25 protein-coding genes and 2 riboswitches are annotated in these 24,220 nt (G+C 68.5%); of the genes, 12 read left to right on the top strand and 13 right to left on the bottom strand.

Translation table 11 applies throughout. From position 1 onward, the window contains the following. Positions 1-74: 74 nt before the first annotated feature. The 7 genes from ACTZWT_RS22880 to cbiB all read left to right on the top strand — a co-directional run bounded on the left by ACTZWT_RS22880 (position 75) and on the right by cbiB (position 6,173). Positions 75-776 carry a class I SAM-dependent methyltransferase gene (locus tag ACTZWT_RS22880; protein WP_444772062.1) on the top strand — a complete coding sequence of 234 codons (702 nt, stop codon included), beginning with the start codon at positions 75-77 and terminating at the stop codon, positions 774-776. After that, positions 773-1,096: a DMT family transporter gene (locus tag ACTZWT_RS22875; RefSeq protein WP_444771982.1), complete on the top strand. Its 324-nt coding sequence runs from the start codon at positions 773-775 to the stop codon at positions 1,094-1,096. Before ACTZWT_RS22880 ends, ACTZWT_RS22875 begins: the two co-directional genes overlap by 4 nt. Before the next feature lie 50 nt (positions 1,097-1,146). Then, positions 1,147-1,352, top strand: a riboswitch (cobalamin riboswitch). A gap of 74 nt (positions 1,353-1,426) precedes the next feature. Further along, positions 1,427-2,545, top strand: a complete 1,119-nt coding sequence (locus ACTZWT_RS22870; RefSeq protein WP_444771981.1) for a HoxN/HupN/NixA family nickel/cobalt transporter — start codon at positions 1,427-1,429, stop codon at positions 2,543-2,545. 7 nt (positions 2,546-2,552) lie between these two features. Beyond that, entirely contained in the window at positions 2,553-3,578 is a 1,026-nt protein-coding gene (locus ACTZWT_RS22865; RefSeq protein ID WP_444771980.1) for a FecCD family ABC transporter permease, read from the top strand. Beyond that, positions 3,575-4,357 carry an ABC transporter ATP-binding protein gene (locus tag ACTZWT_RS22860; RefSeq protein WP_444771979.1) on the top strand — a complete coding sequence of 261 codons (783 nt, stop codon included), beginning with the start codon at positions 3,575-3,577 and terminating at the stop codon, positions 4,355-4,357. The genes ACTZWT_RS22865 and ACTZWT_RS22860 overlap by 4 nt, the downstream gene beginning before the upstream one ends. 3 nt (positions 4,358-4,360) lie before the next feature. Beyond that, a complete protein-coding gene (locus tag ACTZWT_RS22855) occupies positions 4,361-5,200 on the top strand; it encodes an ABC transporter substrate-binding protein (protein WP_444771978.1) in 840 nt (279 codons plus the stop codon). 1 nt (position 5,201) lies between these two features. Next, on the top strand, positions 5,202-6,173 hold the full coding sequence (gene cbiB / locus ACTZWT_RS22850; protein WP_444771977.1) for an adenosylcobinamide-phosphate synthase CbiB: 972 nt from the start codon (positions 5,202-5,204) through the stop codon (positions 6,171-6,173). On the opposite strand, the gene ACTZWT_RS22845 is transcribed toward cbiB, so the two are convergent. From ACTZWT_RS22845 to ACTZWT_RS22820, 6 genes are all read right to left on the bottom strand, one after another. Further along, on the bottom strand, positions 6,146-7,630 hold the full coding sequence (locus tag ACTZWT_RS22845; protein WP_444771976.1) for a cobyric acid synthase: 1,485 nt from the start codon (positions 7,628-7,630) through the stop codon (positions 6,146-6,148). The two genes, cbiB and ACTZWT_RS22845, sit on opposite strands and share 28 nt — an antisense overlap. A 346-nt stretch (positions 7,631-7,976) precedes the next feature. Continuing rightward, entirely contained in the window at positions 7,977-8,600 is a 624-nt protein-coding gene (gene cobO, locus ACTZWT_RS22840; RefSeq protein WP_444771975.1) for a cob(I)yrinic acid a,c-diamide adenosyltransferase, read from the bottom strand. Next, entirely contained in the window at positions 8,597-12,343 is a 3,747-nt protein-coding gene (cobN, locus tag ACTZWT_RS22835) for a cobaltochelatase subunit CobN (RefSeq protein WP_444771974.1), read from the bottom strand. Before cobN ends, cobO begins: the two co-directional genes overlap by 4 nt. 174 nt (positions 12,344-12,517) lie before the next feature. Then, a complete protein-coding gene (cobW, locus tag ACTZWT_RS22830) occupies positions 12,518-13,525 on the bottom strand; it encodes a cobalamin biosynthesis protein CobW (RefSeq protein ID WP_444771973.1) in 1,008 nt (335 codons plus the stop codon). Positions 13,526-13,527: 2 nt separating this feature from the next. Further along, positions 13,528-14,052 carry a bifunctional adenosylcobinamide kinase/adenosylcobinamide-phosphate guanylyltransferase gene (gene cobU, locus ACTZWT_RS22825; RefSeq protein WP_444771972.1) on the bottom strand — a complete coding sequence of 175 codons (525 nt, stop codon included), beginning with the start codon at positions 14,050-14,052 and terminating at the stop codon, positions 13,528-13,530. Next, positions 14,049-14,582, bottom strand: a complete 534-nt coding sequence (locus tag ACTZWT_RS22820; RefSeq protein WP_444771971.1) for a DUF1636 family protein — start codon at positions 14,580-14,582, stop codon at positions 14,049-14,051. Before ACTZWT_RS22820 ends, cobU begins: the two co-directional genes overlap by 4 nt. 41 nt (positions 14,583-14,623) lie before the next feature. After that, positions 14,624-14,842: riboswitch (cobalamin riboswitch) on the bottom strand. A 93-nt stretch (positions 14,843-14,935) separates the two neighbouring features. On the opposite strand from ACTZWT_RS22820, the gene cobT reads away from it, so the two are divergent. From cobT to ACTZWT_RS22805, 3 genes are all read left to right on the top strand, one after another. Beyond that, the gene (cobT, locus tag ACTZWT_RS22815; RefSeq protein WP_444771970.1) at positions 14,936-15,991 is read left to right on the top strand and encodes a nicotinate-nucleotide--dimethylbenzimidazole phosphoribosyltransferase; all 1,056 of its coding nucleotides are present in this window, start codon (positions 14,936-14,938) and stop codon (positions 15,989-15,991) included. Positions 15,992-16,017: 26 nt separating this feature from the next. Continuing rightward, on the top strand, positions 16,018-16,689 hold the full coding sequence (gene bluB, locus ACTZWT_RS22810; protein ID WP_444771969.1) for a 5,6-dimethylbenzimidazole synthase: 672 nt from the start codon (positions 16,018-16,020) through the stop codon (positions 16,687-16,689). 155 nt (positions 16,690-16,844) lie between these two features. After that, on the top strand, positions 16,845-17,090 hold the full coding sequence (locus ACTZWT_RS22805; RefSeq protein WP_444771968.1) for a hypothetical protein: 246 nt from the start codon (positions 16,845-16,847) through the stop codon (positions 17,088-17,090). Positions 17,091-17,160: 70 nt separating this feature from the next. Here the strand turns inward: ACTZWT_RS22805 and ACTZWT_RS22800 are convergent, their stop codons facing one another. From ACTZWT_RS22800 to ACTZWT_RS22780, 5 genes are all read right to left on the bottom strand, one after another. Then, on the bottom strand, positions 17,161-17,700 hold the full coding sequence (locus tag ACTZWT_RS22800) for a hypothetical protein (RefSeq protein ID WP_444771967.1): 540 nt from the start codon (positions 17,698-17,700) through the stop codon (positions 17,161-17,163). A 107-nt stretch (positions 17,701-17,807) separates the two neighbouring features. Further along, positions 17,808-18,431, bottom strand: a complete 624-nt coding sequence (locus ACTZWT_RS22795) for an Abi family protein (protein ID WP_444771966.1) — start codon at positions 18,429-18,431, stop codon at positions 17,808-17,810. Between the two features lie 189 nt (positions 18,432-18,620). Continuing rightward, positions 18,621-18,833 carry an FmdB family zinc ribbon protein gene (locus ACTZWT_RS22790; RefSeq protein ID WP_444771965.1) on the bottom strand — a complete coding sequence of 71 codons (213 nt, stop codon included), beginning with the start codon at positions 18,831-18,833 and terminating at the stop codon, positions 18,621-18,623. A 149-nt stretch (positions 18,834-18,982) separates the two neighbouring features. Further along, positions 18,983-19,444 (bottom strand): GIY-YIG nuclease family protein, encoded by a 462-nt coding sequence (locus ACTZWT_RS22785; RefSeq protein WP_444771964.1) that lies wholly within the window; start codon positions 19,442-19,444, stop codon positions 18,983-18,985. Between the two features lie 63 nt (positions 19,445-19,507). After that, entirely contained in the window at positions 19,508-19,702 is a 195-nt protein-coding gene (locus tag ACTZWT_RS22780) for a hypothetical protein (RefSeq protein WP_444771963.1), read from the bottom strand. 182 nt (positions 19,703-19,884) lie between these two features. On the opposite strand from ACTZWT_RS22780, the gene ACTZWT_RS22775 reads away from it, so the two are divergent. Further along, positions 19,885-20,910, top strand: a complete 1,026-nt coding sequence (locus ACTZWT_RS22775) for a YheT family hydrolase (RefSeq protein ID WP_444771962.1) — start codon at positions 19,885-19,887, stop codon at positions 20,908-20,910. Positions 20,911-20,970: 60 nt separating this feature from the next. Here the strand turns inward: ACTZWT_RS22775 and ACTZWT_RS22770 are convergent, their stop codons facing one another. Together ACTZWT_RS22770 and ACTZWT_RS22765 are read right to left on the bottom strand one after the other, a co-directional pair. Further along, on the bottom strand, positions 20,971-21,279 hold the full coding sequence (locus ACTZWT_RS22770; protein WP_444772061.1) for a hypothetical protein: 309 nt from the start codon (positions 21,277-21,279) through the stop codon (positions 20,971-20,973). A 234-nt stretch (positions 21,280-21,513) separates the two neighbouring features. Then, positions 21,514-21,723, bottom strand: coding sequence for a hypothetical protein (locus tag ACTZWT_RS22765; RefSeq protein ID WP_444771961.1), 210 nt, complete (start codon positions 21,721-21,723; stop codon positions 21,514-21,516). Here ACTZWT_RS22765 and bamA point away from each other — a divergent pair. Continuing rightward, entirely contained in the window at positions 21,680-24,127 is a 2,448-nt protein-coding gene (bamA, locus tag ACTZWT_RS22760; protein ID WP_444771960.1) for an outer membrane protein assembly factor BamA, read from the top strand. The two genes, ACTZWT_RS22765 and bamA, sit on opposite strands and share 44 nt — an antisense overlap. Positions 24,128-24,220: the final 93 nt, after the last annotated feature.

The raw sequence follows: 24,220 nt of genomic DNA, 5'->3' as shown, positions 1-24,220 counted from the left end.
ATCTGTCATCACCATGTCGTCGCAAAATAGGATGGATGGCGGACAATCCCAGATCGAGGGCGTACTCCGTGACCATGATCCGCTCCGAAATTTCTGCTGATCCGTCCTGGCCGGTCGACGCGACGTCGCGCATGAACCGGATGTATCGCTATCAGCGGCATATCTATGATACCACGCGTCGCTACTATCTTCTGGGCCGTGACGGGATGATTGCCGGGCTTGCGCCCGCCGTCGGCGACAATGTGCTGGAAATCGGCTGCGGCACCGGCCGCAACCTGATCGCGGCGGCGAGCCGCTACCCGGGCGTGCGCTTCTACGGCTTCGACGTCTCGACCGAAATGCTGACTTCGGCGATCAGCGCCATCGCCCGCGCCGGGCTGAGCTGTTCGGCGAAGGTCGCCCATGGCGACGCTACCAGCTTCACCGCGCAGGCGGTGTTCGGCCAACCGATCGCGTTCGACCGGGTGATGATCTCCTACAGCCTGTCGATGATCCCGGAGTGGACCGCGGTGATCGAGCGGGCGGTCGCCAGCCTGAAGCCGGGCGGCCAGTTGCACATCGTCGATTTCGGCGACCAGAGCGGTCTGCCGCAGGCCATCCGCACTGCGCTGCGCCGCTGGCTGGCGCTGTTCGACGTCACGCCGCGCGATGAACTCGAGGCGACGCTGATGCAGATCGCGGTGCGCACCGGCGCCGGGCTGAAATTCGACCGGCCGTATCGCGGCTACGCGCAGGCCGCGGTGCTGACCCTGCCGTCGCGGCGCCGCGCGCCGTGAGCGGATGGCTCGCGCTGCTCGCAGCGGGCCTGATGGAGATCGTCTGGGCGGTGGGCCTGAAGCACTCCGACGGCTTCACCCGGTTCTGGCCGGCGCTCGGCACGCTGGCGGCGATCCTCGCCAGCTTCGGCCTGATGAGCATTGCGCTGAAGTCGCTGCCGTTCGGCACCGCCTATGCGGTGTGGACCGGGATCGGCGCCACCGGCAGCATCGTGGTCGGCATGGCGGTGTATGGCGAGCCGGCCAATGCGGTGCGGGTGCTTTGCCTGTCGATGATCGTCGCCGGCATGATCGGGCTCAAGCTCGGCACGCCTGCGTAGAGCGCACCGCTCCCGACCAAGGCGGCGATTGACAAAGCGGGTCCGCCCCCCTCCTATCGAACCGTTCAGGTGTGCCGGGAGTCTCCCGGCACAGGGAAGCCGGTCCGGGCGCCTTTGGCGTCTCAAGCCGGCGCTGCGCCCGCAACTGTAGGCGGCGAGCGATCCTTCATCATGCCACTGCGCCCTTCGGGCGCGGGAAGGCGAGGGATTGCGACGACCCGCGAGCCAGGAGACCGGCCTGAGCCGCGTCATCTTCCAGCGTGCGGTGCGCGCGGCTGGGGCGGTCCGCCGCATGGGTGACAGGAAACTGCTCACCGTTCGGGGACCCTGATGTCCGAGACCATTGCCCGCGAAAGTTCTCCTTCCAACGCCGCTGCTCCCAACACCGCTGTGTCCAGGAGCGGGGTGTCCCCGCCCTCCGATGGATTCCGCATCCGCCTGGTCGCCGTGCTCGGCGGGCTGGTGATCGCCAACATTGCCGCCTGGGCCTGGGCGCTGACCGCCTTTGCCGGGCAGCCGGTGCTGATCGGCACCGCGGTCCTCGCCTACAGCCTCGGCCTGCGTCACGCGCTCGACGCCGATCACATCGCGGCGATCGACAACGTCACCCGCAAGCTGATGCAGGAGGGCAAGCGGCCGGTCGCGGTCGGGCTGTTCTTCGCGCTCGGCCATTCGACCGTGGTGCTGGTGGCGTCGCTGGCGATCGCGCTGGCGGCCAATTCGCTGACGGAACGGTTCTCCGGCTATCGCGAGATCGGCGGCGTGATCGGCACCTCGGCGTCGGCGCTGTTCCTGTTCGCGATCGCGCTCGCCAATCTCTCGGTGCTGAGCGGCGTCTATCGCGCCTTCAAGAAAGTCCGCGCCGGCGAGGTGGTTCACGACGACGATATCGACGCGCTGCTGCAGCAGCGCGGTTGGCTGGCGCGGCTGTTCCGGCCGCTGTTCCGCTTCATTTCCAAGAGCTGGCAGCTGTATCCGATCGGTCTCTTGTTCGCGCTCGGCTTCGAGACCGCCAGCGAGATCAGCCTGTTCGGTCTGGCCGCCAACAGCGCGGGCTCGATCTCGCACTGGTCGATCCTGATCTTCCCGGCGCTGTTCGCCGCCGGCATGACGCTGGTCGATACGCTGGACGGCGTGCTGATGCTCGGCGCCTATGGCTGGGCCTATCGCAACCCGGTGCGCAAGCTGTACTACAACATGACGATCACCTCGGTCTCGGTGCTGGTCGCGATCGTGATCGGCGGCATCGAGACGCTCGGGCTGCTGGGCGGGCGGCTGCACCTCGAAGGCGCGTTCTGGGAGTGGATCTCCGAGCTCAACGAGAATCTCGGCGCGCTCGGCTACGGCATCGTCGGATTGTTCATTGCGAGCTGGATCGTCTCGACCATCATCTACCGCGCCAACGGCTATCACCGGCTCGACGAGCGCGCGCCTGTCGTGCAGAAATGACCGCCACATGACGATGCGTCCAAATCCCGCGTCACGCGCGGCGGCGGTCACGGCCGCCCTGATGATCGTGGTCGGCCTGCTCGCGCTCGGCTCGCTCGGCGTCGGCCCGGTGAAGCTGTCGCCGCTCGCCGTGATCGATGCGTTGATCGGCCGTGGCGGCGAGGTGCAAGAGATCATCGTGCAGCAGATCCGTCTGCCGCGCGCCATCCTGGCGCTGGCGATCGGCGGCATACTCGGCCTGTCGGGCGCAGCATTGCAGGGCCTACTGCGCAATCCGCTGGCGTCGCCGTCGCTGTTCGGCGCGCCGCAATCGGCGGCGTTCGGCGCGGTGCTGATCATTTCGCTCGGCTGGGCCGATGTCCGCTCCTACGCATTGCCGGTAGCCGGCATCACCATGGCGTTCGTCTCGGTGTTCGTCCTGCTCACGGTCGCCGGCCGCAGCGCCAGCCTGCTGCTGCTGATCCTCGCGGGGCTGGCGATCTCGAGTCTCGCGGGTGCGGCGACCGCGCTGGTGATGAATCTGTCGAACAACCCCTTCGCCAGTCTGGAAATCGCGTTCTGGCTGCTCGGCTCGCTGGAGGACCGCAGCTTCCGTCACGTCGCATTGGCGCTGCCCTTCATCATTGTGGGCGCCGCGCTGCTGCTCAGTCAGCGCGCCGCGTTCCGGGCGCTCAGCCTCGGCGAGGAAACCGCGCAGAGTCTCGGCGTCGACGTCGCGCGCCTCCGGCTGATCGTGATCGTCGGCGTCGCGCTCGGGGTCGGCGGCGCGGTCTCGGTGTCGGGCACGATCGGCTTCATCGGCCTGGTCGCGCCGCATCTGGTGCGACCGCTGATCGGCCACGATCCGGCGCGATTGTTGATCCCGAGCGCGTTCGCCGGCGCCGCGCTGCTGCTCGCCGCCGATATCGCGGTGCGGATCATTCCGTCGACCACCGACATCAAGGTCGGCGTGCTGACCTCGATCATCGGCGTGCCGTTCTTCCTGTATCTGATCATGCGCGAGCGCCGCGCGCTGGGCGGAGGCGTCGCATGAGCGGACACGGCTTCCTCGCCGCGCGAAACCTCGGCGTCGCGCTGTCCGGCCGGCAGGTGCTGCACGACGTGTCGCTGGACCTCGCGCGCGGCCATCTGGTCGCTTTGGTCGGGCCGAACGGCGCCGGCAAGACCACGCTGCTGCGCGCGCTGGCCGGACTGATCGAGGCGAGCGGCGACGTGACGATCGGCGGCGATGCGCTGTCGGCGCTGCCGCTGCGCGAGCGCGCCCGGCGGTTCGGCTATCTGCCGCAAGGCCATCTGGTGCACTGGCCGCTGCCGGCGCGCGACGTGGTCGCGCTCGGCCGGTTTCCGCACGGCGCCACCGATCCGGCGCGGTTGTCGCCGCGCGATGCCGAGGCGGTCGCGCGCGCGATGCGGATCACCGACGTGGTGCAGTTCGCCGATCGCAACGTAACTGAATTGTCCGGTGGCGAGCGCAGCCGCGTCGCGCTGGCGCGTGTCCTCGCCGTCGAGGCGCCGGTGGTGCTGGCCGACGAGCCGACCGCCTCGCTCGATCCGCGCTATCAGCTCGACGTGATGCAGACGCTGCGGCAGGCCGCCGATGCCGGCACGCTGGTGATCGTGGTGACGCACGATCTCGGCCTCGCCGCGCGCTTCGCCGATACCGTGCTGGTGATGGCGGCCGGGCGGCTCGCGGCGCACGGCACGCCGCATCAGGCGCTGTCGGACGAAATTCTGCAGCGGGTGTTTCGCGTCAGCGCCTATCGGGCGGACTATCAGGACAGCGGCGTGATCCTGCCCTGGGCCGGGGTCTGAGCGATGCGCGCCCGCGCCTGGCTCGCTCTCGCGCCGGCGCTGATCGCGGGACTGTCGTCCGCCGCGGTTGCCGCGCCGCTGCCGCGGCTCGCGTCGATCAATGTCTGCACCGATCAGTTGCTGATCACGCTCGCCGATCCGGAGCAGATCCTCGGCCTCAGCCCTTATGCGCGCGACGCCGCGCGATCCTATCTGTCGGAGCGGGCCGCCCGGTTTCCGGTGCTGTCGGGCGAGGCCGAAGACGTGTTGATGCTGAAGCCCGACATCGTCGTCGGCGGCCGCTACACACGGCGCGCGACGCGCGAATTGCTGAAGCAGCAGGGCCAGCGCGTCGTCGAGTTCGATGCGGCGCGCACGCTCGACGACGCCAAGGCGCAGATCAGCCGGATGGGCGATCTGGTCGGCCATCCCGAGCGCGCGACGGCGGCGAATGCGCGGATCGATGCGGCGATCGCGCGAGCGCGCCAAGCCGCGTCCGACAGGCCTTTCCGCGTATTGCCGCTGGAGCGGCGCGGCTGGGTGTCGGGCCGCGACAGCCTGATCACCTCGCTGCTGTCGACCGCCGGCCTCGTCAACGCCGCCGACGCGCTCGGCATCGGGCATGGCGGCTTCGCCTCGCTCGAAGCGGTGGTGAGATTGCGGCCGGACTATCTGCTGGTGTCGGAGGACAGCGATTTCGCCGAGGACGAAGGCCGCGCCTTCGTGCTGCACCCGGCGCTCGAACGCTTGTATCCGCCGTCGAAGCGGCTCACGATTCCCGAGAAGCTGACGGTGTGCGGCGGGCCGATGCTGGCGGACGCGCTCGATCGGCTGACCGAGGAACTCTCGCGGCTGGAGCGCTGACATGCTGTTCGATTCGACCGCGCTGCTGATTGTCGTCGCGGCACTGCTGATCGACGCGCTGATCGGCGATCCCGACTGGCTGTGGAAACGGATGGCGCATCCGGTGGTGCTGATCGGCGCGCTGATCGGCCGGCTCGACCGCGCGCTCAATCGCGACGCCTGGTCGGAGCGCCGGCGCAAGCTCGCCGGGGTGCTGGCGGTGCTGGTGCTCGTCGTGCTCGCCGGTGGTGTCGGCATTCTGCTGCAGGCGCCGCTGCGGCAAGCCTGGGGCGGCTGGATTGCGGTCGCCGCGCTCGCCGCGACGCTGATCGCGCAGCGGAGTTTGTATCAACACGTCGCCGCAGTCCGCGCCGCGTTCGGCGTGAGCGGGCTCGACGGCGCGCGCGAGAAGGTGGCGCTGATCGTCGGGCGCGATCCGCAGTCGCTGGACGAGGCCGGGGTGTGCCGCGCCGCGATCGAATCCAGCGCCGAGAATTTCTCCGACGGCGTGGTCGCGCCGGTGTTCTGGCTGGCGCTGCTCGGACTGCCGGGTCTGTTGATCTACAAGGCGATCAACACCGCCGATTCGATGATCGGTCATCTCAATCCGACCTATCGCTCGTTCGGCTGGGCGGCGGCGCGGCTCGATGACCTCGTCAATCTCGTGCCCGCGCGATTGTCGGGTCTGCTGATCGCCGCGGTCGCGCCGGTGGTGCGCGGATCGATCGGGCGGGCCTTCGCGGTGATGCGCCGCGACGCGCGCAAACATCGTTCGCCGAATGCCGGCTGGCCGGAAGCCGCGATGGCCGGCGCGCTCGGCGTCGCGCTCGCCGGGCCGCGGACGTACGGCGGCGAGCTGACCGACGATCCGTTCCTCAACGCCGGCGCGCGCGCCGCTGCGACGCCGGCGGATATCGGCCGCGCCACACGCGTGCTGATCGCGGCCTGCGCGGTGCAGTTCCTGATCTACGCGGCGCTCTGGCTGGTGCTCTGACGCGACCGCGCGATCGCCAGCAGCGCGTCGACGTCGAGATGGGCCTCCAGATGATCGGCGAGCGCGTCGAGCGCGGCTTCGACTTGTGACTCGTAAGCGAGCTCGGAGGCGATGCCGAGGCCGGCGAGCCAGGCCTTGCGGAAGGCGTCGTTCGTAAACAGCCCGTGCAGATAGGTGCCTTGCACCCGGCCGTCGCGCGAGATCGCGCCGTCGGGGCGGCCGTCGATCGTCACCACCGGGCGCGCGCAGTCCGGGCCTGAACTGCGTCCGAGGTGGATCTCGTAGCCCTCGACCGGCGCGCCGGTGGCGCAATGCGAACCCGCGACCAGCGTGGTCGATTTGTCGCCCTGCATCAGCGTCTCGATGTCGAGCAGTCCGAGCCCATCGACCGTACCGGGCGCGCCGTCGATGCCGTCGGGATCGGCGATCGAGCGGCCGAGCATCTGATAGCCGCCGCACAGGCCGAGCAGATGGCCGCCGCGGCGGACATGGGCGGCGATGTCGATGTCCCAGCCCTGCGCGCGCAGGAAGGCGAGATCGCCCAGCGTCGACTTGCTGCCGGGGATGATCACCACGTCGGCCTCGGCGGGGATCGGCTGGCCCGGCGGGACGAACACCAGTCTGACGCCGGCCTCCATGCCGAGCGGATCGAGATCGTCGAAATTGGCGATCCGCGCCAGCATCGGCACCGCGATGATGCGCTTGGAGGACGAGGCGCGGGCGCGGTCGAGATCGACCGCGTCCTCGGCCGGGAGCAGCGCCGCCTGCGGCAGCCACGGCACCACGCCGAGCGACGGCCAGCCGGTGAGCTCGGTGATCGCGGTCAGGCCGTGGTCGAACAGGCGCACGTCGCCGCGGAATTTGTTGATCAGATAGCCGCGCACCAAGGCGCGCTCGTCGTCGTTCAGCACCAAATGGGTGCCGGCGAGGCTGGCGATCACGCCGCCGCGCTCGATGTCGCCGGCGATCACCACCGGCACATTCGCGGCGAGCGCAAAGCCCATATTCGCAATGTCGCCCTGGCGCAGATTGATCTCGGCCGGGGAGCCAGCGCCCTCGATCAGCACGATGTCGGCGTCGCCGGCGAGCCGCGCGAAGCTGTCCAGCACATGCGGCATCAGCGCCGCCTTCTTGTCGAGAAAGTTCTGCGCGCCGAGCCGGCCGAAGCGCTTCCCCTGCACGATCACCTGCGCGCCGGTGTCGGTCTCGGGCTTCAGCAGCACCGGATTCATGTGCACGCTCGGCGGCAGCCTTGCGGCGCGCGCCTGCACCGCCTGCGCCCGCCCGATCTCGCCGCCATCGGCGGTGACGGCGGCGTTGTTCGACATGTTCTGCGGCTTGAACGGCGCGACTCGCAGGCCGCGCCGCAGCAGCGCCCGGCACAGCCCAGCCACCAGCGTCGACTTGCCGGCATTGGAGCAGGTGCCCTGGATCATCAGCGCGGGGGTGGGGGTCATCGCACGAGCCCGCTTTGCAGGGTTCGCTCATTTAGCAATGCGATCGCTGCAAGCGCGGCCTGCTCCCTCTCCCCGCGTGCGGGGAGAGGGGTGGGGTGAGGGGGCGTTTCGACGAGGCCGAGCGCTGCGATTCGTGGAGACGCCCCCTCACCCGGATCGCATCTGGCGATGCGATCCGACCTCTCCCCGCAAGCGGGGAGAGGTGAAGGCGGCCGTGCCCTTACCCCGTCGTCATTCCGGGGCGCGCCGTCAGGCGCGAACCCGGAATCTCGCGGTGCCCTGAACGTCTGGATTCCGGGTTCGCCGCTGCGCGGCGCCCCGGAATGACGGGTGCGAAGGGGAGACATCAAAACTCCACGCCCTTCTGCGCCTTCACGCCATTTCGGAACGGGTGTTTCACCAGCGTCATCTCGGTCACCAGATCGGCGATCTCGATCAGCGCCGGGTTGGCGTTGCGGCCGGTGATGACGACGTGCTTGTCGGCGGGCTTCTCGTCGAGCAGGAAGGCGATCACTTCGGAGATCGGCAAATAGTCGTAGCGCAGCACGATGTTGAGTTCGTCGAGCAGCACCATGCGATGTCGGTCGTCGCGCATCAGCTCCTTGGCGCGCTCCCAGCCGGCGCGGGCGGCGGCGACGTCGCGTTCGCGGTCCTGGGTCTCCCAGGTGAAGCCTTCGCCCATGATGTGCAGCGTCACCAGATCGGGAAATTTCGCCAGCAGCTTGGCCTCGCCGGTGTTCCATTTCTCCGATTTGGTGAAATGCACCACGCCGACCGGCATGTCGTGGCCGATATGGCGGAACACCATGCCGAGCGCGGCCGAGGTCTTGCCCTTGCCGGTGCCGGTGTGGACGATCAGCAGCCCCTTGTCGGCCGACATGCCCTCGAGCTTCCTGTCGTGGGCGGCCTTGCGCTTCTTCGCCTTCTCGGCGTGGCGGGCGTTGTCGTCGCGATCGGACGCGTCGGTCATGCGGTTTCCTTCTGGGTCGTGAGTTCGGCAAGCAGGTCGGCGGCGTGGTTGGAGCGCGGCGTCCACAGCCCGCGCCGGAGCGCCTCGGCGAAGCGTTCGGCGGTGTCGCGCAACGCCGCCGGATTGGCGTCGCGCATGAAGTCGCGCACCTGCTCGTCGGCGAGATAGGCGGCGAACAGCAGATCGAAATGATGGCTGCCGACCGCGTCGGTCGAGGCCGCGAAGCCGAACAGATAGTCGACGGTGGCGGCGATCTCGGAGGCGCCCTTGTAGCCGTGGCGCATCACGCCCTTGATCCATTTCGGATTGGCGGCGCGGCCGCGCACCACGCGGCTGATCTCGTGGCCCAGCGTCCGCGGCAGCGGCGCCTCGGGGCGAGAGCTGTCGACATGGGCGATCCTCGGCGCCGCTCCGGAGAGCGTCTCGATGGTCGCCGCGAGTCCACCGATGAACTGGTAGTAATCGTCGGAATCGAGAATGTCGTGCTCGCGATTGTCCTGGGTGTGGGCCACGAGCTGCGTGGCCTGCAGCCGCGCGGCGAAGGCGTCGCGGGCCTCGCTGCCGTCGCTGCCGGCCCCATAGGCGTAGCCGCTCCAGCCGAGATACGCATCCGCAAGATCGCCGCGGCTGTCCCAGCCGCCGTCGTCGATCAGCGCCTGCAGCCCTGCGCCATAGGCCCCGGGTTTCGAGCCGAACACGCGCAGCGACGCCTGCTGCCGCGCGTCATCGGGCGTCTTGCCAATGCCGATCAGTTCGGCGGCGCGGGCGCGGACATGGGCGGCGATCGGATTGGCATCGTCCGGCTCGTCGAGCGCGGCGATCGCCGCGACGGCGCTGGCGATCAGGTCCATCTGGGTCGGAAAGGCGTCGCGGAACAGTCCTGAAACGCGAAACGTGACGTCGATTCGGGGCCGCTGCAGCTCCGCCAGCGGCACGACCGCGAAGCCGGTGACGCGGCCGGTGGCGTCTTCCCAGGTCGGACGGGCGCCGATCAGCGCCAGTGCCTGCGCGACGTCGTCGCCGCCGGTGCGCATATTGGCGGTGCCCCACGCCGACAGCGCGATCGCGCGCGGCCATTCGCCTTCGGTCTGCCAATAGGACTCGACCAGCCGCTCGGCGGCGAGCGCGCCGATCCGCCAGGCCGACGGCGTCGGCACCGCGCGGACATCGACCGCGAAGAAGTTTCGCCCGGTCGGCAGCACATCGGGGCGCCCGCGCGTCGGCGCGCCGGACGGACCGGGGCGGACGAAGCGGCCGCCGAGCCCGCGCAGCAGCGCATTGCGCTCGGCGTCGCCGCAGGCCTCGATCGCGGGACGCAGCGACGCCGCGATCCAGTCGAGCACCGGGCGGGCGTGAGGCCATGCGTGCTCTTCACCCTCTCCCCTCGTGGGAGAGGGTGGCGCATGGCCGAGCTTCGCAACTAATCGCAGCGCCAGCGCCTCGATGCGCTCGACGGTGTCGCCACTGGTGCGCCAAAGGTTGTCGCCGAGATCGGCCAGGATCGCCGGGCGCGCGCCGGTGTAGTCCGCGGCGAGGTCGCGTGTCAGCGGATCGAAATAGGCGCCGGTGGAATCGGTCAGGCCGAGATCGCGCGCCAGCGCGCGATGCAGCGAGGCGTCCTGCGGCTTGAGGTCGGAACGCGGCAGCCGCGCGATCGACACCAGCAGTTCGTCGCGCTGCGCGGGCTGCGGGGGGCGGCCGAAGATGTGCAGGCCGTCGCGGATCTGCATCTCCTTGAGGTCGCACAGATGCGCGTCGATCGCGCGCAGCGCGTCCAGCGTCGGGGTCTGGCGATCGATCGCCACATCGGCGTCGAGCCGCGTCGCCCGCGCCAGCGACAGGATGTCTTCGGCAATGCCGTCGGCGCGCTTGGGATCGAGATCGGCGGCGAGCGCGTATTCGTCGACCAACGCTTCGAGCCGCGCCATCTCGTCATGAAGCTCGGCGCGGGTCATCGGTGGCGTCAGATGGTCGATGATCACCGCGGCGCTGCGGCGCTTGGCCTGGATGCCCTCGCCCGGATCGTTGACGATGAACGGATACAGATGCGGCAGCGGCCCGAGCAGCGCGGCGGGAAAGCAATCGCGCGACAGCCCGGCACCCTTGCCGGGCAGCCATTCGAGATTGCCGTGCTTGCCGAGATGGATCGCCGCATGGGCGTCGAATTCGCGCCGCAGCCACAGATAGAACGCCAGATAATGATGCGGCGGCGGCAGGTCCGGATCGTGGAAGCTGGATTTCGGATCGATGTTGTAGCCGCGCGCCGGCTGCACCCCGACCAGGATATTGCCGAAGCGATGCAGGCCTAGCCGGAAGCGGCCGTCGGCGACGTGCGGATCGGCCTCGGCGCGGCCCCAGCGCGTCTCGACGGCGCGGCGGATCGCGTCCGGCAGCGTCGCGAACGCGGCCTTGTAGTCCGCGACCGGCCAGGCCACGCCGCCGATGCGCCGGTCGCGCTCCGCCAATTCGTTGGTCGGGCCGCGCTGCAGGATCTGCATCAGCGCGGCGGTGTCGGCCGGCAGCGCGCCGGTGTCGTAGCCCTCGGCGCGCAGCGCGTAGAGCAGATCGCACAGCGATTGCGGCGTATCGAGCCCGACGCCGTTGCCGAGCCGGCCGTCGCGATTCGGATAGTTGGCGAGCACGATGCCGATCCGGCGCTTGCGGATCGGCAGCCGCCGCAGCCGCACCCAGGCCTTGGCGAGGTCGGCGGCGGCGTCGATGCGGTCGTCGAGCGGCTGATACACCGCCGGCGCGTCGCCGCCGTCATCGCCGCGCTGCTTGAACGCGACCGCGCCGGCGAAGATCCGGCCGTCGACCTCGGGCAACACCACATGCATCGCCAGATCGCGCGGATTGAGGCCGCGGCTCGACTGCTGCCAGCTTTCGCGGCTGATGCCGGCCTGCGCGATCTGCAGGATCGGGCAATCCGCCGATGCCAGCACGCCGGCATCGTCGGTGGCGGTGGCGGTCGCGAAGGCGGTGGCGTTGATGATGATGTCGGGCGGGGCGGCGGCGAGCGCGCTCTGCAGGAACGCGATCGAGCGCGCATCCTTCAGGCTGGTGACATACAGACAGGCGACGTCGAGCCCGCGCGCATCCAGCGCCGCGCGCAGCGCCTCGATCGCGGCGGTATCGCCGCTGGCGGCGAGCGCCCGATAGAAGATCACCAGCGCGCGGCTGCGCTGCGACCTGGCCGGCTCGCCGGGCCAGAAGCCGGCGGCGGGCATCGGTCGCGGCGGCGGCGGCGGGTCGTCGCGCAGGATCATCCAGGCGGCGTAGCGCAGCGCCAGCTGCAGATTGTCGACGCCGCCCTCGGTGCAATAGCGCCACAGCGCATGCGCGTCGTCGGGGTCGACATTGCCGCGCGCGGCGAGCTCGGCGTTCCAGGTCATCTCGCCGGGAATGCAGGCGAACAGCGCGCCGCGCGCGAAGGCGTCACGGCGCAGGCTGTCGACGCCGTGCGGCCAGTAGGCTTCGCCGCCGAGCATCCGCAGGATCACGATCTTCGCTTGTGGCAGCGTGCGCTCGACATAGAGATCGACCGAGGCGGGATGGCCGAGCGCCAGCAGATTGGTCAGCCGCAGGCTCGGGAAATCATCGGGCAGCGTCGCCCGCGCCGCGGCGAAGGCGGCGAGGTCGGTGTCCGCCGCCGACAGCACCACGATCTCCGCGGGCGCCTGCCCCAGGTCGCGCGCGACGTCGCCGTCGTCGATGCCGGCGTTTGCATCGAGCTTCAGGTGCATGGGGGGCACCGCCGCGGCGCAACCGCCCTATCCACACATCGCAGCGTCATCCTGAGGTGCGCGCACGCTTGTGCGCGCCTCGAAGGATGGCCGCGGGCCGCGACGCTCGTCGTCCTTCGAGGCACGCCGAAGACGGCGTGCGCCTCAGGATGACGAGCTCGGTGAGCGGTCATGCTAAGCGCCCGCCAGTGCGGCGCGCGCCGCCGCCGTGTCGAAGCCCTTCAGGCCGATCACCACCAGATGGTCGGCGCGCTGCGCGTCGGGGCGGGCGAAGGCGAGGTCGATGCGGGCGCCGACCGCCTGCACCACCACCGGCGCCGGCTTGCCGGCGATCCTTGCGTGGCCCTTGACCCGCAGCACGCCATCGAGCCCAAGCGCTGCGCCGACGCGGCTACGCATGGTGTCGATGGTGTCCGCCGGCTGCGGCGCCACCACGATCGAATCGAAATCGTCATGGTCGTGTTCTTCGCCCTCGGCGTGGTGGCCGGCGCGGGCGGCGAGATCGTCCTCGGCGGCTGAGCCGAGCCCGATCAGCACCGACGGGGCGAGTGCGCCGTGCGACGGCACGATCCGCACGTTAGGCCGCAGCCTGGCTTTGAGCTTCGTCTCCAGCGCGGCGAGTTGTTCCGGCGTCACCAGATCGGCCTTCGACAGCACGACGAGATCGGCGCAGGCGAGCTGATCCTCGAACACTTCCTCGATCGGATCGTCATGCGTGACGTCGCGCAGCGCCTTGACCGCATCGTCGTCGAGCGGAATCCGGCCCTCGACCAGCGCGAGCGCGTCGACCACGGTGACGACGCCGTCGGCGGTGGCGCGGGTCTTCACCGCGGGCCAGGCGAAGGCTTTCAGCAGCGGTTGCGGCAGCGCCAGCCCGGAGGTCTCGATCACGATGGCGTCGAGCGGGCGCTCGCGGTTCAACAGCTTCTCCATCGTCGGGATGAAGTCGTCGGCGACGGTGCAGCAGATGCAGCCATTGGTCAGTTCGACGATGTCGCCCGGCGCGCAGACCGGATCGCCGCATTCCTCGACCAGCGCGCCGTCGAAGCCGGCGTCGCCGAATTCGTTGACGATCACCGCGATGCGGCGGCCGCTCGACTGGTTGAGCAGCGCGCGCAGCAGCGTGGTCTTGCCGGCGCCCAGAAAGCCGGTGAGCACGGTGACGGGGACACGGGCGGACATGATCAGTTCTCCTGCTTCAGCCACAGCGGCAGGCCGGCTGCGACGAACACGACATGGGGGACGGCGGCGGCGACGATCTGGTTGAGCCGGCCCTGGGCATCGCGAAAGGCGCGGCCGAGCGGGGTTTCGGGGACGAGGCCGAGCCCGACTTCATTGGACACCAGCACGATCGGGGCGGCGGCGACGCCGAGATAGCGCGTCAGCCGCTTGGCTTCGACCTCGGGATCGCGGCCGGCTTCCATCAGGTTGAACAGCCACAGCGTCAGGCAGTCGACCAGCACCGCGCGACCGCGGCCGGCCTCGCGGGTCAGTGCATCGACCAGCGCCAGCGGCTCCTCGACCGTGGTCCAGCCGTCGCCGCGGCGGGAGCGATGATGCGCGATGCGCTGGGTCATCTCGTCGTCGCTGCGGGTCGCGGTGGCGAGATAGATCTTCGCGAGCCCGCTGCCGGCGACGAGCTTCTCGCCGAACACCGATTTACCGGAGCGCGCACCGCCGAGCACCAGCGTGGAGACGAGCGCGGTCATGACGGGGCGCGCCCATCGTCCGGCGACCAGCGCAGCGGCGGCAGCCGCGCCACCATCCCCTTGCGCAGCACCTCGGCGCGCTGCCGCCACGGCACCAGGCCGAAAGCGCTGTCCCGATAGGCGGCAGCGAAGCCGGCGATCGCTGCGGCGCCGGTGTCGGGCAAAAGATCGCCGAACAGGAAGCTGTAGCCGTCCGCGCTCGACACCGCGACGGTGGCCGGGCGCTTGCAGACGCCGAGGCATTGCACCGGGCGCACCTGCAGATCGGCGGCGCCGCCGAGCGCGGCCCGGATCGCGTCGAGCAGCGGCGCGCCGGCGTTGCCGCCGTCGGAAGCCTTGCAACTGGTGCAGACGCTGATCATCACCGGACCGGTCGGGCGCGCCGATGCGTCGGTCTGTTCAACGTCTTGCGCGGTGGTCGGATGGTCGTTCGGGCTGAGATCCATGCCCTCGCTCTCGGCGGCGCCGTCTGGATCGGCGCCTTGCGGCTTCGAGCTTTGCCGGATCGCGCGGGGTGACGAACTCGCCACCGCCCTGCTTTCCGTCCGGTGCACCCCGCCCCGACGCCGCCAAAGCACAATTCGCGATGGCAGGTCTCCTGGCTCGCGAGTCGCTGCCCTTGTCGCCGCCTTCCCAGGAGTCCAGCAGGACATCCCAGTGGCCGAGGCGCGGGCTCGTCGCTTACAGTTGCGGGGGCAGCACCGGGATGGAGATCGCTCGAATCGAGTTCACTCGCACCGGATTCCCTTTTCACCTTCCTTGCGGAAGGACCATCGCCGGCCACGCTAGCTGCGGTACCCGGCGCGGTCAACCACGCGAAGGTGGTGTTGACGTATGGGCTCGGGACGAGTCAGTTGCCCGCCTTCATCAGCAGGGGACCATGATGCGGACCGACACTCTCATTGTCTGGCAGAAGCCGCCGATCGCGCCGGTGGATCCCGCGCTGTATGCCGCGTTGCGCGCGCGGGTCGACGGCAAGGCCAAGCCGCCGGGCTCGCTCGGCCGGATCGAGCATCTGGCGGTCGAACTCGCCGCGATGCGGCATCCGGCGGAGCCGCGCGGCGACAATGCGGTGCTGATGGTGTTCGCCGGCGATCACGGGCTGACCGCAGAGGGCGTGTCACAGTATCCCGCCGCGGTGACGGTGGCGATGGTGATGACCTATCTGGCCGGCAAGGCCTGCGCCAATGCGTTCGCGGCCGCGACCCATGTGGACGTCCGGGTGATCGACGCCGGCGTCGCCGCCGAGCTGCCGGATCATCCCGACCTGATCGGCGCCAAGGTGCGGAAGGGCACCGCCAATGCCGCCCGCGAGCCGGCGATGACGATCGCGCAGGCGGCGCTGGCGCTGGCCCGCGGCAGCGAGCTGGCGATCGCCGAGATCAGGGCCGGTGCCGACATCATCGCGCTCGGCGAAATGGGCATCGGCAACACCGCGTCGTCGTCGCTGCTGCTGCATCGGCTGGCGCCGGCGCCGCTCGATCATTGCATCGGCATCGGCGCCGGGCAGGACGCGCCCGGCATGGAGAAGAAGCGCGCCGCGATCGAGATGGCCGCCGCGCGCAGCGATGCGACCGCGCCGTTCGAGGTGCTGTGCGAATTCGGCGGGCTGGAGATCGCGATGATGGCCGGCGCCATCCTCGGCGCGGCGTCGCAGCGCCGCCCGGTGATCATCGACGGCTTCATCGCCACCGCCGCGGCGCTGCTCGCGGTCCGGCTCGCGCCGGAAGCGCGCGGCTATTGCGTGTTCGCGCACCGCTCGGCCGAGCGCGGCCACGACATCGCGCTCGACGCGTTGCAGGCGAGCCCGCTGCTCGACCTCGAATTGCGGCTCGGCGAGGGCACAGGGGCTATTCTCGCGGTGCCGCTGCTCCGTGCGGCGGCGCGGCTGATGACCGACGTCGCCGATCTCAGCGACGTGCTGGCGGGCAAATTGTGAGCCCGCGCGACAACGAGGTGACCACGATGATCGATCTGCACGACGCCGCCGCCGCCAACGCCCATCCGCCCGAATTCGACGCCGCGTTCCGCGACAAGTTCGCCGAGCTGATCGCATGGCGGCGCGACGTCCGGCGGTTCCGCCGCGATCCGGTGGCGCCGGAGCTGATTCATCAGTTGCTCGATCTCGCCCAGCTCGCGCCATCGGTCGGCAACAGCCAGCCGTGGCGGTTCGTCAGCGTCGACAGCGCCGCGATGCGCGAGAAAGTGCGTAGCAACTTCCTGCGCTGCAACGCGGTCGCCGCCAACGTCTATGACGGCGAGCGCGCCGCGCTGTATGCGCGGCTCAAGCTCGAAGGCATCGACGTCGCGCCGCGGCAGTTCGCTTTGTTCTGCGACCGCGCCACCGCGCAGGGCCAGGGCGTCGGCCGTCAGACCATGCCGGAGGCGCTGGATTATTCGGTCGTCGCGATGATCGAGACGTTCTGGCTGGCGGCGCGGACCCACGGCCTCGGCGTCGGCTGGGTGTCGATCCTCGATCCGGAACAGATCACCCGCGATCTCGACGTGCCGGCGGAGTGGAAATTCATCGCCTATCTCTGCGTCGGCTGGCCGGTCGAGGAGCACGTCGATCCGGAGCTGGTGCGGGTCGCCTGGCAGGACCGCACCCGGGCCGGGCGCGACGTCCTGTCGCGCTGAGCACCGGCTTTGGTCTGCGGGCGTACCAGTCTGCGCGGCGCGCGTAGTTGAAATTTGTCGCGTATTAAGCAAAGCGGCGCAGCCGTGCCGCAATTGCAAGATTTTGTCACAATCTGTCTCGATAGTCCGGCCCGTTCCGACAGGAGGACCGGATCATGACGACATCACGCACCAAGTTCATCGGCATCGCGACGATCGCCGCTGTCACGCTGTTTGCCGCGCCCGCGCTGGCCAGCAATCAGGCGCATCAGGGCAGCGTCAGCGAGGCGCCCGCGAATGGCTGCAGCTCCTACATGAAAGCGCCCGACGGCAGCTGGACCAAGATCCCGTGCACCGAAGCCGGCGCAAGCGCCGCCGCTTCGCGCCGCAACGGCACCCGGACGTCGGAAAAATCCGACTGATCCCCCGCTCGTCGCGCCGCTGTCGCCGGCGGCGTGACGCTGTCACGGGCGACGTCATGGGCGACGCCGGTCAGTTCGGTTTCGCGGGCGGTTGTTCTGTGCGCTTCGGCGCCGGCCGGATCAGCAGCGGGAAGCCGGAAAAGAACGTATTGGAATCGATCAGCTCCGGAATGCCGAGCAGCTGCGACAGCGTGCGCGGGCCGCTGCGTGCGCCGTCGCGCGCGGATGCAGAGGGCTGCGCAACCTGAGGCTTTGCCGCCGGCGTTCCGCCGCCGGCGGGTGCGGCGGGCCGGCCCAGCTGCGAACCGGCTTGCGGCGGGGTCGGCGCCACCGCCACGGCGGGCCTGGAACTCGGTGCGGCAGGTTTGGCTGCCGCGGCCGGCACGGGAGCGGCTCCATTGGCGCCCCTGGCGGTTCCCTTGGCGTGGCGATCGAGAATGTCCTCGACCTGCACTGCGGTGCCGAACGGGGCATCGACCCGCAGCAGCGTCTTGCCGCGCCCTTCGGGACCGGCCGCCAGCTCGGCCTTGCCGAAGCCGCGCGCCTTGAGATCGTCGAGCGCGGCGTTGGCGCGGCCGGGATTGTCGAATACGCGGGAAATCTGCGTCATCTGTTCTCTGCCTCGGATCGGGATCGTTCGGCTTGAAGAACGACGCTCGGGGCGGGTTCGTTCCGCGGCGGGGGGTGCGCAGCAGTGCCGCGGCGCAAGCAAGACGGTTAGAGCACGTCCGGAACTCGGCTGTTCGACTCGGCCCATGCTGCGGTGTGCCGGCACATCCAGCGGATGGTCTCGATGATTTCGGTGTGCGTTGCCGCGACGTCGCGATGGAAGATCGGTTCATGATGAGCGATCCGATTGCGGAATCGCCGTAGCGCGTTCAGTCGAGAATGAACCGTCTTTCGTGGCTTTCCACCGCCGACAAGGAAGGCCTTGTAGAGACAGGTTCGCCAAAGCGTTGCGTCGTAGTGTGGACCGAGAAGCCCTACCCAAAACGAGAATTTCAATTCGGCGATCACTCTGCCCGGGAGCGCTTCTCGCCGACTGCGCCGGAGTTCTTGAATTGCCTCGGAGATCATCCGCCGCGAATGGTCATTCAGCGGAACCGATGGGTCATCAAACCAGGTGCCGCGATAGCGCAGTGACACTTCACGGGTGAGGCAGTTGCGCACGCAAATTTCGAGGGACTGGAGCGCTGTATAGAACGCCTCGGATAGCCGAGTATTATTCTCGTATAACGCGATCGCAGCGTCCAAATCTTGGTTGGCCGCTTCTAAATACTTCCCCAGCCGCTCCCGCGTAAGCGTTCTTTCCAGAGCCGCGTTGATTGCAACTGTTCGCAAGATAATTCACTTGTCGTCAGAATGATCGTTGCTATATTCATGGAGTACACCCCGGGTCGGCCTCTGTCGCAAGACATGCTCCCGGGGTCAGTCATTCTTGAGGCTGGTCTGAGCCTGGCGATCGCAGTCGATCTCGCGACGCCGACGCGGACAACGTCGTCGGTCGCCCAACATCGGGCTTCGCCCCCGTCAGGCGCAGAGGTCCGGGGAGCAGCGGCCGCAGCCGCCGGCGCCATCACACATCGGCACGTCCGGACCGGCCTTGGCGGGCCGCGCGATCAGCGACAATTGCTGATCGAGATCGGTGCCTTCGCAGGTCGGGCAACTCGCCGTCTCGTTGGCGTAGAGCAGCGTCTCGAAGCGGTGGCCGCATTTGTTGCAGACATAACCGTAGATCGGCATGGCATGATCCTGACCGGGACTGCGGACGAAGGTGCGCAGCAAACCAACCGGGGATCGCGCCATGCCGCATTGCGCCAGATCATTTCGGTCCGGTAAAATCGGCGCCCGAAGGCCGGGCTCGATCCGGCTTCTCGGCGACGCGCGGCGGATCAGGCGCACGCGCGCAGCCAGACGGGGGGCGTTCCGGAATCGGCCGACAGCGCGGCGACGATCGCCCGGCGGGGCACGCGGCGCGGCCAGCGCAGCAGATGGCTGCGGCAGGTCGCGCAGTCGCTGGCGCCGAAGCCGTCGATCGGGACGGGCAGATCATCGAGCCGGCGCAGCAGCGCGCATTCATTGCCCTGCGGCACCGCCCATGCGCCCAGCACCTCGCCCGCGGTGGTCAACTGGTCGACATGCCAGCGGATCGTTTTCTGTTTGCGGAAATGCCGGCCGAGCCGCGCCCGCAAGCCGCCGGGGCCATAGGCGGAGCCGAAATACAGATAGCGCCCGGGGCGCAGCAGCACCGGCGCGGCCTTGCCGAGGCGGATGCCGAGCGGCGACGCGATCGCGATCGCCACCACATAGGCGCCTCGGCTGTTCGGGCACTGGGCGAGTGGCGGCTGCGGCATCGCCGGAGTGTGGCACGCAAAGGCGGGCGGCCGATACGCGATCGATCAAACCGGAGTGGCGCTTCAGTGCCGGGTCGGCACCTGGCTCAGCAGCATCCGCTTGATCTTGGCGCGGGCGTGCATCTCGCTGGCGGATTTCATCACCAGGCCCTTCGGACCGCCGGACAGCTCCTCCGCCTGCGCCCATTCGGCGGCGGCGAGAACCTCCAGTTCGTCGGGAGACAGATCGCGAAAATGTCCCGTGTCGTGAGGCTTCATGGGGTTTCCTCGATGTTCGCCCGGGCTGCCGGCTCCGTGGCTGTTGTCGTCGTGACCCGAGCTTACTGCGAAGCCGCCGCCGCGCAACCGGGATCGTGCGAAGGTATTGACGCCTCCCGGCTGATGGCGGCAGGCTGCCGCCGCCTTGCGCCCGCACGGTCCGGTCTCGAACGCTGACTCTCATGCGCCAATATCGCGCGCCGTGGTGGTTGCCCGGCGGCCATCTGCAGACGATCTGGCCGGCGCTGGCCGCGCGGCCGCGGCCGGCCGAGGCACTGCGGCTCGTGCGCGAACGCTGGCGCGCGCCGGACGGCGATTTCATCGACGTCGATCATCTGCCGGGCGGCGAAGGCGCGCCGTGGCTGGTGCTGTTTCACGGCCTCGAAGGCAGTTCGTCGAGCCGCTACGCGATCGCGTTCGCGCAGGCGGCGCAGGCGCGCGGCTGGCGCTTCAGCATTCCGCATTTCCGCGGCTGCTCCGGCGAGATCAACCTCGCGCCGCGCTCGTATCACTCCGGCGACTTCGAGGAAATCGGCTGGCTGCTGACGCGGATCCGCGAACGCGCCGCCGCGCCGGTGTTCGCCGCTGGCGTGTCGCTCGGCGGCAATGCGCTGCTGCGCTGGACCGAGGAAGCGGGCGAGGGCGCCGCGCAGACGGTGCGCGCGGTGGCGGCGGTGTCGGCGCCGCTCGATCTGATCGCGGCGGGCGCCGCGATCGACCAGGGCCTCAACCGGCAGATCTACACGCGCAACTTCCTGCGCACGATGAAGCCGCGGGCGCTGGCCAAATGGGCGCAGCATCCCGGCCTGTTCGACCGCGACAAGCTCGAAGCCGCCACCACGCTGCGCGCGTTCGACGACGCCTTCACGGCGCCGCTGCATGGCTTCCGCGACGTCGACGATTACTGGACGCGGGCCTCGGCGCGGCCGCATCTGCACAGGATCCGCGTGCCGGCGCTGGTGCTGAACGCCCGCAACGATCCGTTCGTGCCGGGCGCCTCGCTGCCGGCGCCGCATCAGGTCGGCGACCATGTCACGCTGTGGCAGCCCGACGACGGCGGCCATGTCGGCTTCGCCGCCGCGCCGTTCCCGGGACATGTGCATACGATGCCGCAAGCGGTGTGCGACTGGCTCGGCGCGCTCGGCGAACCGCCGCCGGATCGCTCGCTTCAGAGCGTTTTCGAGCGAAGTGGATACCGGTTCGCGTGAAGAAAACGCGTCAAATCGAGAATCCAGAGCTCCGGTTCTGATTTTATCGGAACCGGAGTTCTAGAAGGGAAATCGCGCGACGCCGCCCAGATCGGACGCGGGATCGAGCGGATTGCGATCGAGCGGTCGATTGTTGTTCTCGCGTGCGAACGAGTAGCCGGGCGGGAACGCATAGTCGCTGAATTTGCGGTCGCCGGGAATGACCTCCGTCCCGCCGTCGAGCCACGATCGCTTGGTCACGTACACCCGCGTGCGCGGCCCCGACTGACGCGCCTGGTTCGGGCCGTCTCTTCCGTAGTCGTACACGGACAGGGAAGCGCGTGGTTTGCGCTCCGAGGCGGGGCTGCTGTCGGGCACGCCCAGCGACATCATCATGGCGAAAGCAGCGGCCGAAATCTTGCTCGTCCTCGTTGTCCAAATCATCGAGTCCATCCACCGGTGAAGGGTTGATCATTCGCCCATCGCACCGGCCGGCAGAGAAGTAAATCACGCGACGATGTCGGAAGATTGCTGTGATGAACGAGGCTGCGGCCCGATGCCGTCGTTTCGCGCATCCACGGCGCAGGACGCGCCCTGATGGATGCCGAACTACGACCACGATTTTCAATTCTCAGCAACGATTGCGAAATCCGGAGGCCACACCGCCGCCACGCCGATCGCATCTTCAGAAAACTGATAGATCACGAGGTCGGGAATGATACGGCGTTGGGGCAGAACAGTTGCACGGTCACGTTTCGCGGCGGCGATACTCGCGTCGTGCGTGACCTTGATGTCGGACGAAGCTACCGCGCAGGTCGCCTCGAGCGCCGCCACGCGCATCGCCGTCGAGGGCAATCGGCGCGTCGAGGCGGACACCATCCGCTCCTATTTCAAGCCGGGGCCCGATGGCCGTCTCGACCAGTCGGCGCTCGATGACGGGCTGAAGGGCCTGATCGGGACCGGCCTGTTTCAGGACGTCAGGATCGACAGCGCCGGAGGCCGCCTGGCGGTCGCTGTGGTCGAGAATCCGGTGATCGGGCGGGTCGCGTTCGAGGGCAACAAGAAGATCAAGGACGAACAGCTTTCGGCCGAGGTGCAGTCCAGGCCGCGCGGCGCGTTCTCGCGAGCGCTGGTCCAGTCGGACACGCTGCGAATCGCCGAGATCTATCGACGCTCGGGTCGTTACGACGTGCATGTCACCCCGGAAGTGATCGACCGGCCGAATGGTCGCGTCGACCTCGTGTTTCGGGTCGAAGAGGGGACGAAGACCGGCGTCAAGTCGATCGAGTTCGTCGGCAATGTGACCTATTCGGCGTCGCGGCTGCGGGATGTGATCCGGACCCGGGAAACCAACTTCCTGAGCTTCCTCGCCAGCAACGACATCTACGATCCGGATCGGGTGGAAGCCGATCGCGACCTGATCCGTCGCTTCTATCTCAAAAACGGCTTCGCGGACGCGCAGGTGGTGGCCGCGCTGACCGAATTCGATCCCGACAAGAAGGGCTTCCTCATCACCTTCAAGATCGAGGAAGGACAACAATATCGGATCGGATCGGTCGATTTCCGCGCCAACATCCCGGGCTTCGATCCGAACTGGCTGCGCAGCTATTCCCGCGTCAAGGCCGGTGCGCTCTACAATGTCGAGCTGGTGGAAAAATCCGTCGAGGAAATGCAGATCGAGGCCTCGCGCCGCGGCTTTTCCTTCGCGGTGGTGAAGCCCGGCGGCGACCGCAACTTCGACGCTCACACCGTGTCGGTCATTTTCAACGCCGACGAGGGGCCGCGCATCTACATCGAGCGGATCGAGATCCGCGGCAACACGCGGACGCGCGACTACGTGCTCCGGCGCGAGTTCGATGTCGCCGAAGGCGACGCCTACAACCGGGCGCTGGTGGACCGCGCCGAGCGGCGCCTGAAGAACCTGGATTTCTTCAAGGCGGTGAAGATCGCCACGGAGCCGGGGTCGTCGACCGACCGCGTCATCCTCGCCGTCGAGGTCGAGGAGAAGTCGACCGGCGATTTCTCGGTTTCGGGCGGCTATTCGACCAGCGACGGCGCGCTGGGCGAGGTGTCGATCTCCGAACGCAATTTGATGGGGCGCGGTCTTTTCGGCAAGGTGTCGGTGTCCTACGGACAGTATTCGCGGGGCGCGTCGCTGTCGATCGTCGAGCCCTATCTGTTCGACTATCGGCTCGCGCTGGGACTGGACGTCTATTACAAGCAGCAACTTCAGAACAGCTACACCAGCTACGACGTGACGACGTTGGGGTTCTCACCCCGTCTCGGCATCGCGTTGCGCGAGGATCTGTCCCTGCAGTTGCGGTACTCGCTGTACCAGCAGAAGGTGACGCTGTCGGACGCTTACAATAACTGCAACAACAACAGCGCGAACACCTCCCTCTCCTACAATCCGACCCCGGCCTATATCAGGGAAGTGCTGGGGGGCGCGGACCCGACCAATTCGAGCGGTTCATCGTATTACGGCTACGGCTGCTACGCTGACGGCGAAACCAGCCTGCCGGTTCGCAAGGAACTCGCCGACGGTGCCAAGATCACCTCGTCGATCGGCTACACGCTGAACTACAACACGCTGGACAATACCAGGAACCCGACCAATGGGCTGCTTCTCGACTTTCGCCAGGACTTCGCCGGCGTCGGCGGAGATGTGACCTACATGAAGACCACGGGCGACGCGAAGTACTACACGCCGCTGGTCGCCGAAATCGTCGGACTGATCCACCTGCAAAGCGGCGTGCTCAGCAAGCTCGGCGACAACGAGCTCAGAATGCTGGATCATTTCCAGATGGGCGCAAACCTGGTGCGCGGCTTTGCGACGAACGGCATCGGACCACGCGACATCGGCTACTGGAACATGAGCGAATCGGGCGATGCGCTGGGCGGCACGAAGTATTGGGGCGCGTCCCTCGAACTGCAGATGCCGTTCTGGTTCCTGCCCAAAGAGGTCGGGTTGAAGGGCGCGGTGTACGCCGACGCCGGATCGCTGTGGGGCTATCAGGGCCCGACCTCGTGGACCGCGACCGGCGAGGTGAATTCGCCCGCCTGCCCGAGTTGCGGGCTGCAATATGACGACAGCAAGATCATCCGCAGCTCGGTGGGCATCGGACTGATCTGGGCGTCGCCATTCGGCCCGCTGCGGTTCGACTACGCCATCCCGCTGTCGAAAGGCAGGTACGACACCGTGCAGGAGTTCAAATTCGGCGGCGGAACGTCATTCTAAGAGCACGTCATCGAATGACTGAAGCAACGCGGCATTCTCGCGTGCGGAGTCGTCATCCTGAGGTGCGAGCGCAGCGGGCCTCGAAGGATGCGG

The organism is Rhodopseudomonas sp. NSM, from assembly GCF_052445935.1.
Lineage (GTDB): Bacteria > Pseudomonadota > Alphaproteobacteria > Rhizobiales > Xanthobacteraceae > Rhodopseudomonas.
Note: the sequence above shows the minus strand (reverse complement) of the source record. Positions and strands in the feature narration are given on the sequence as shown.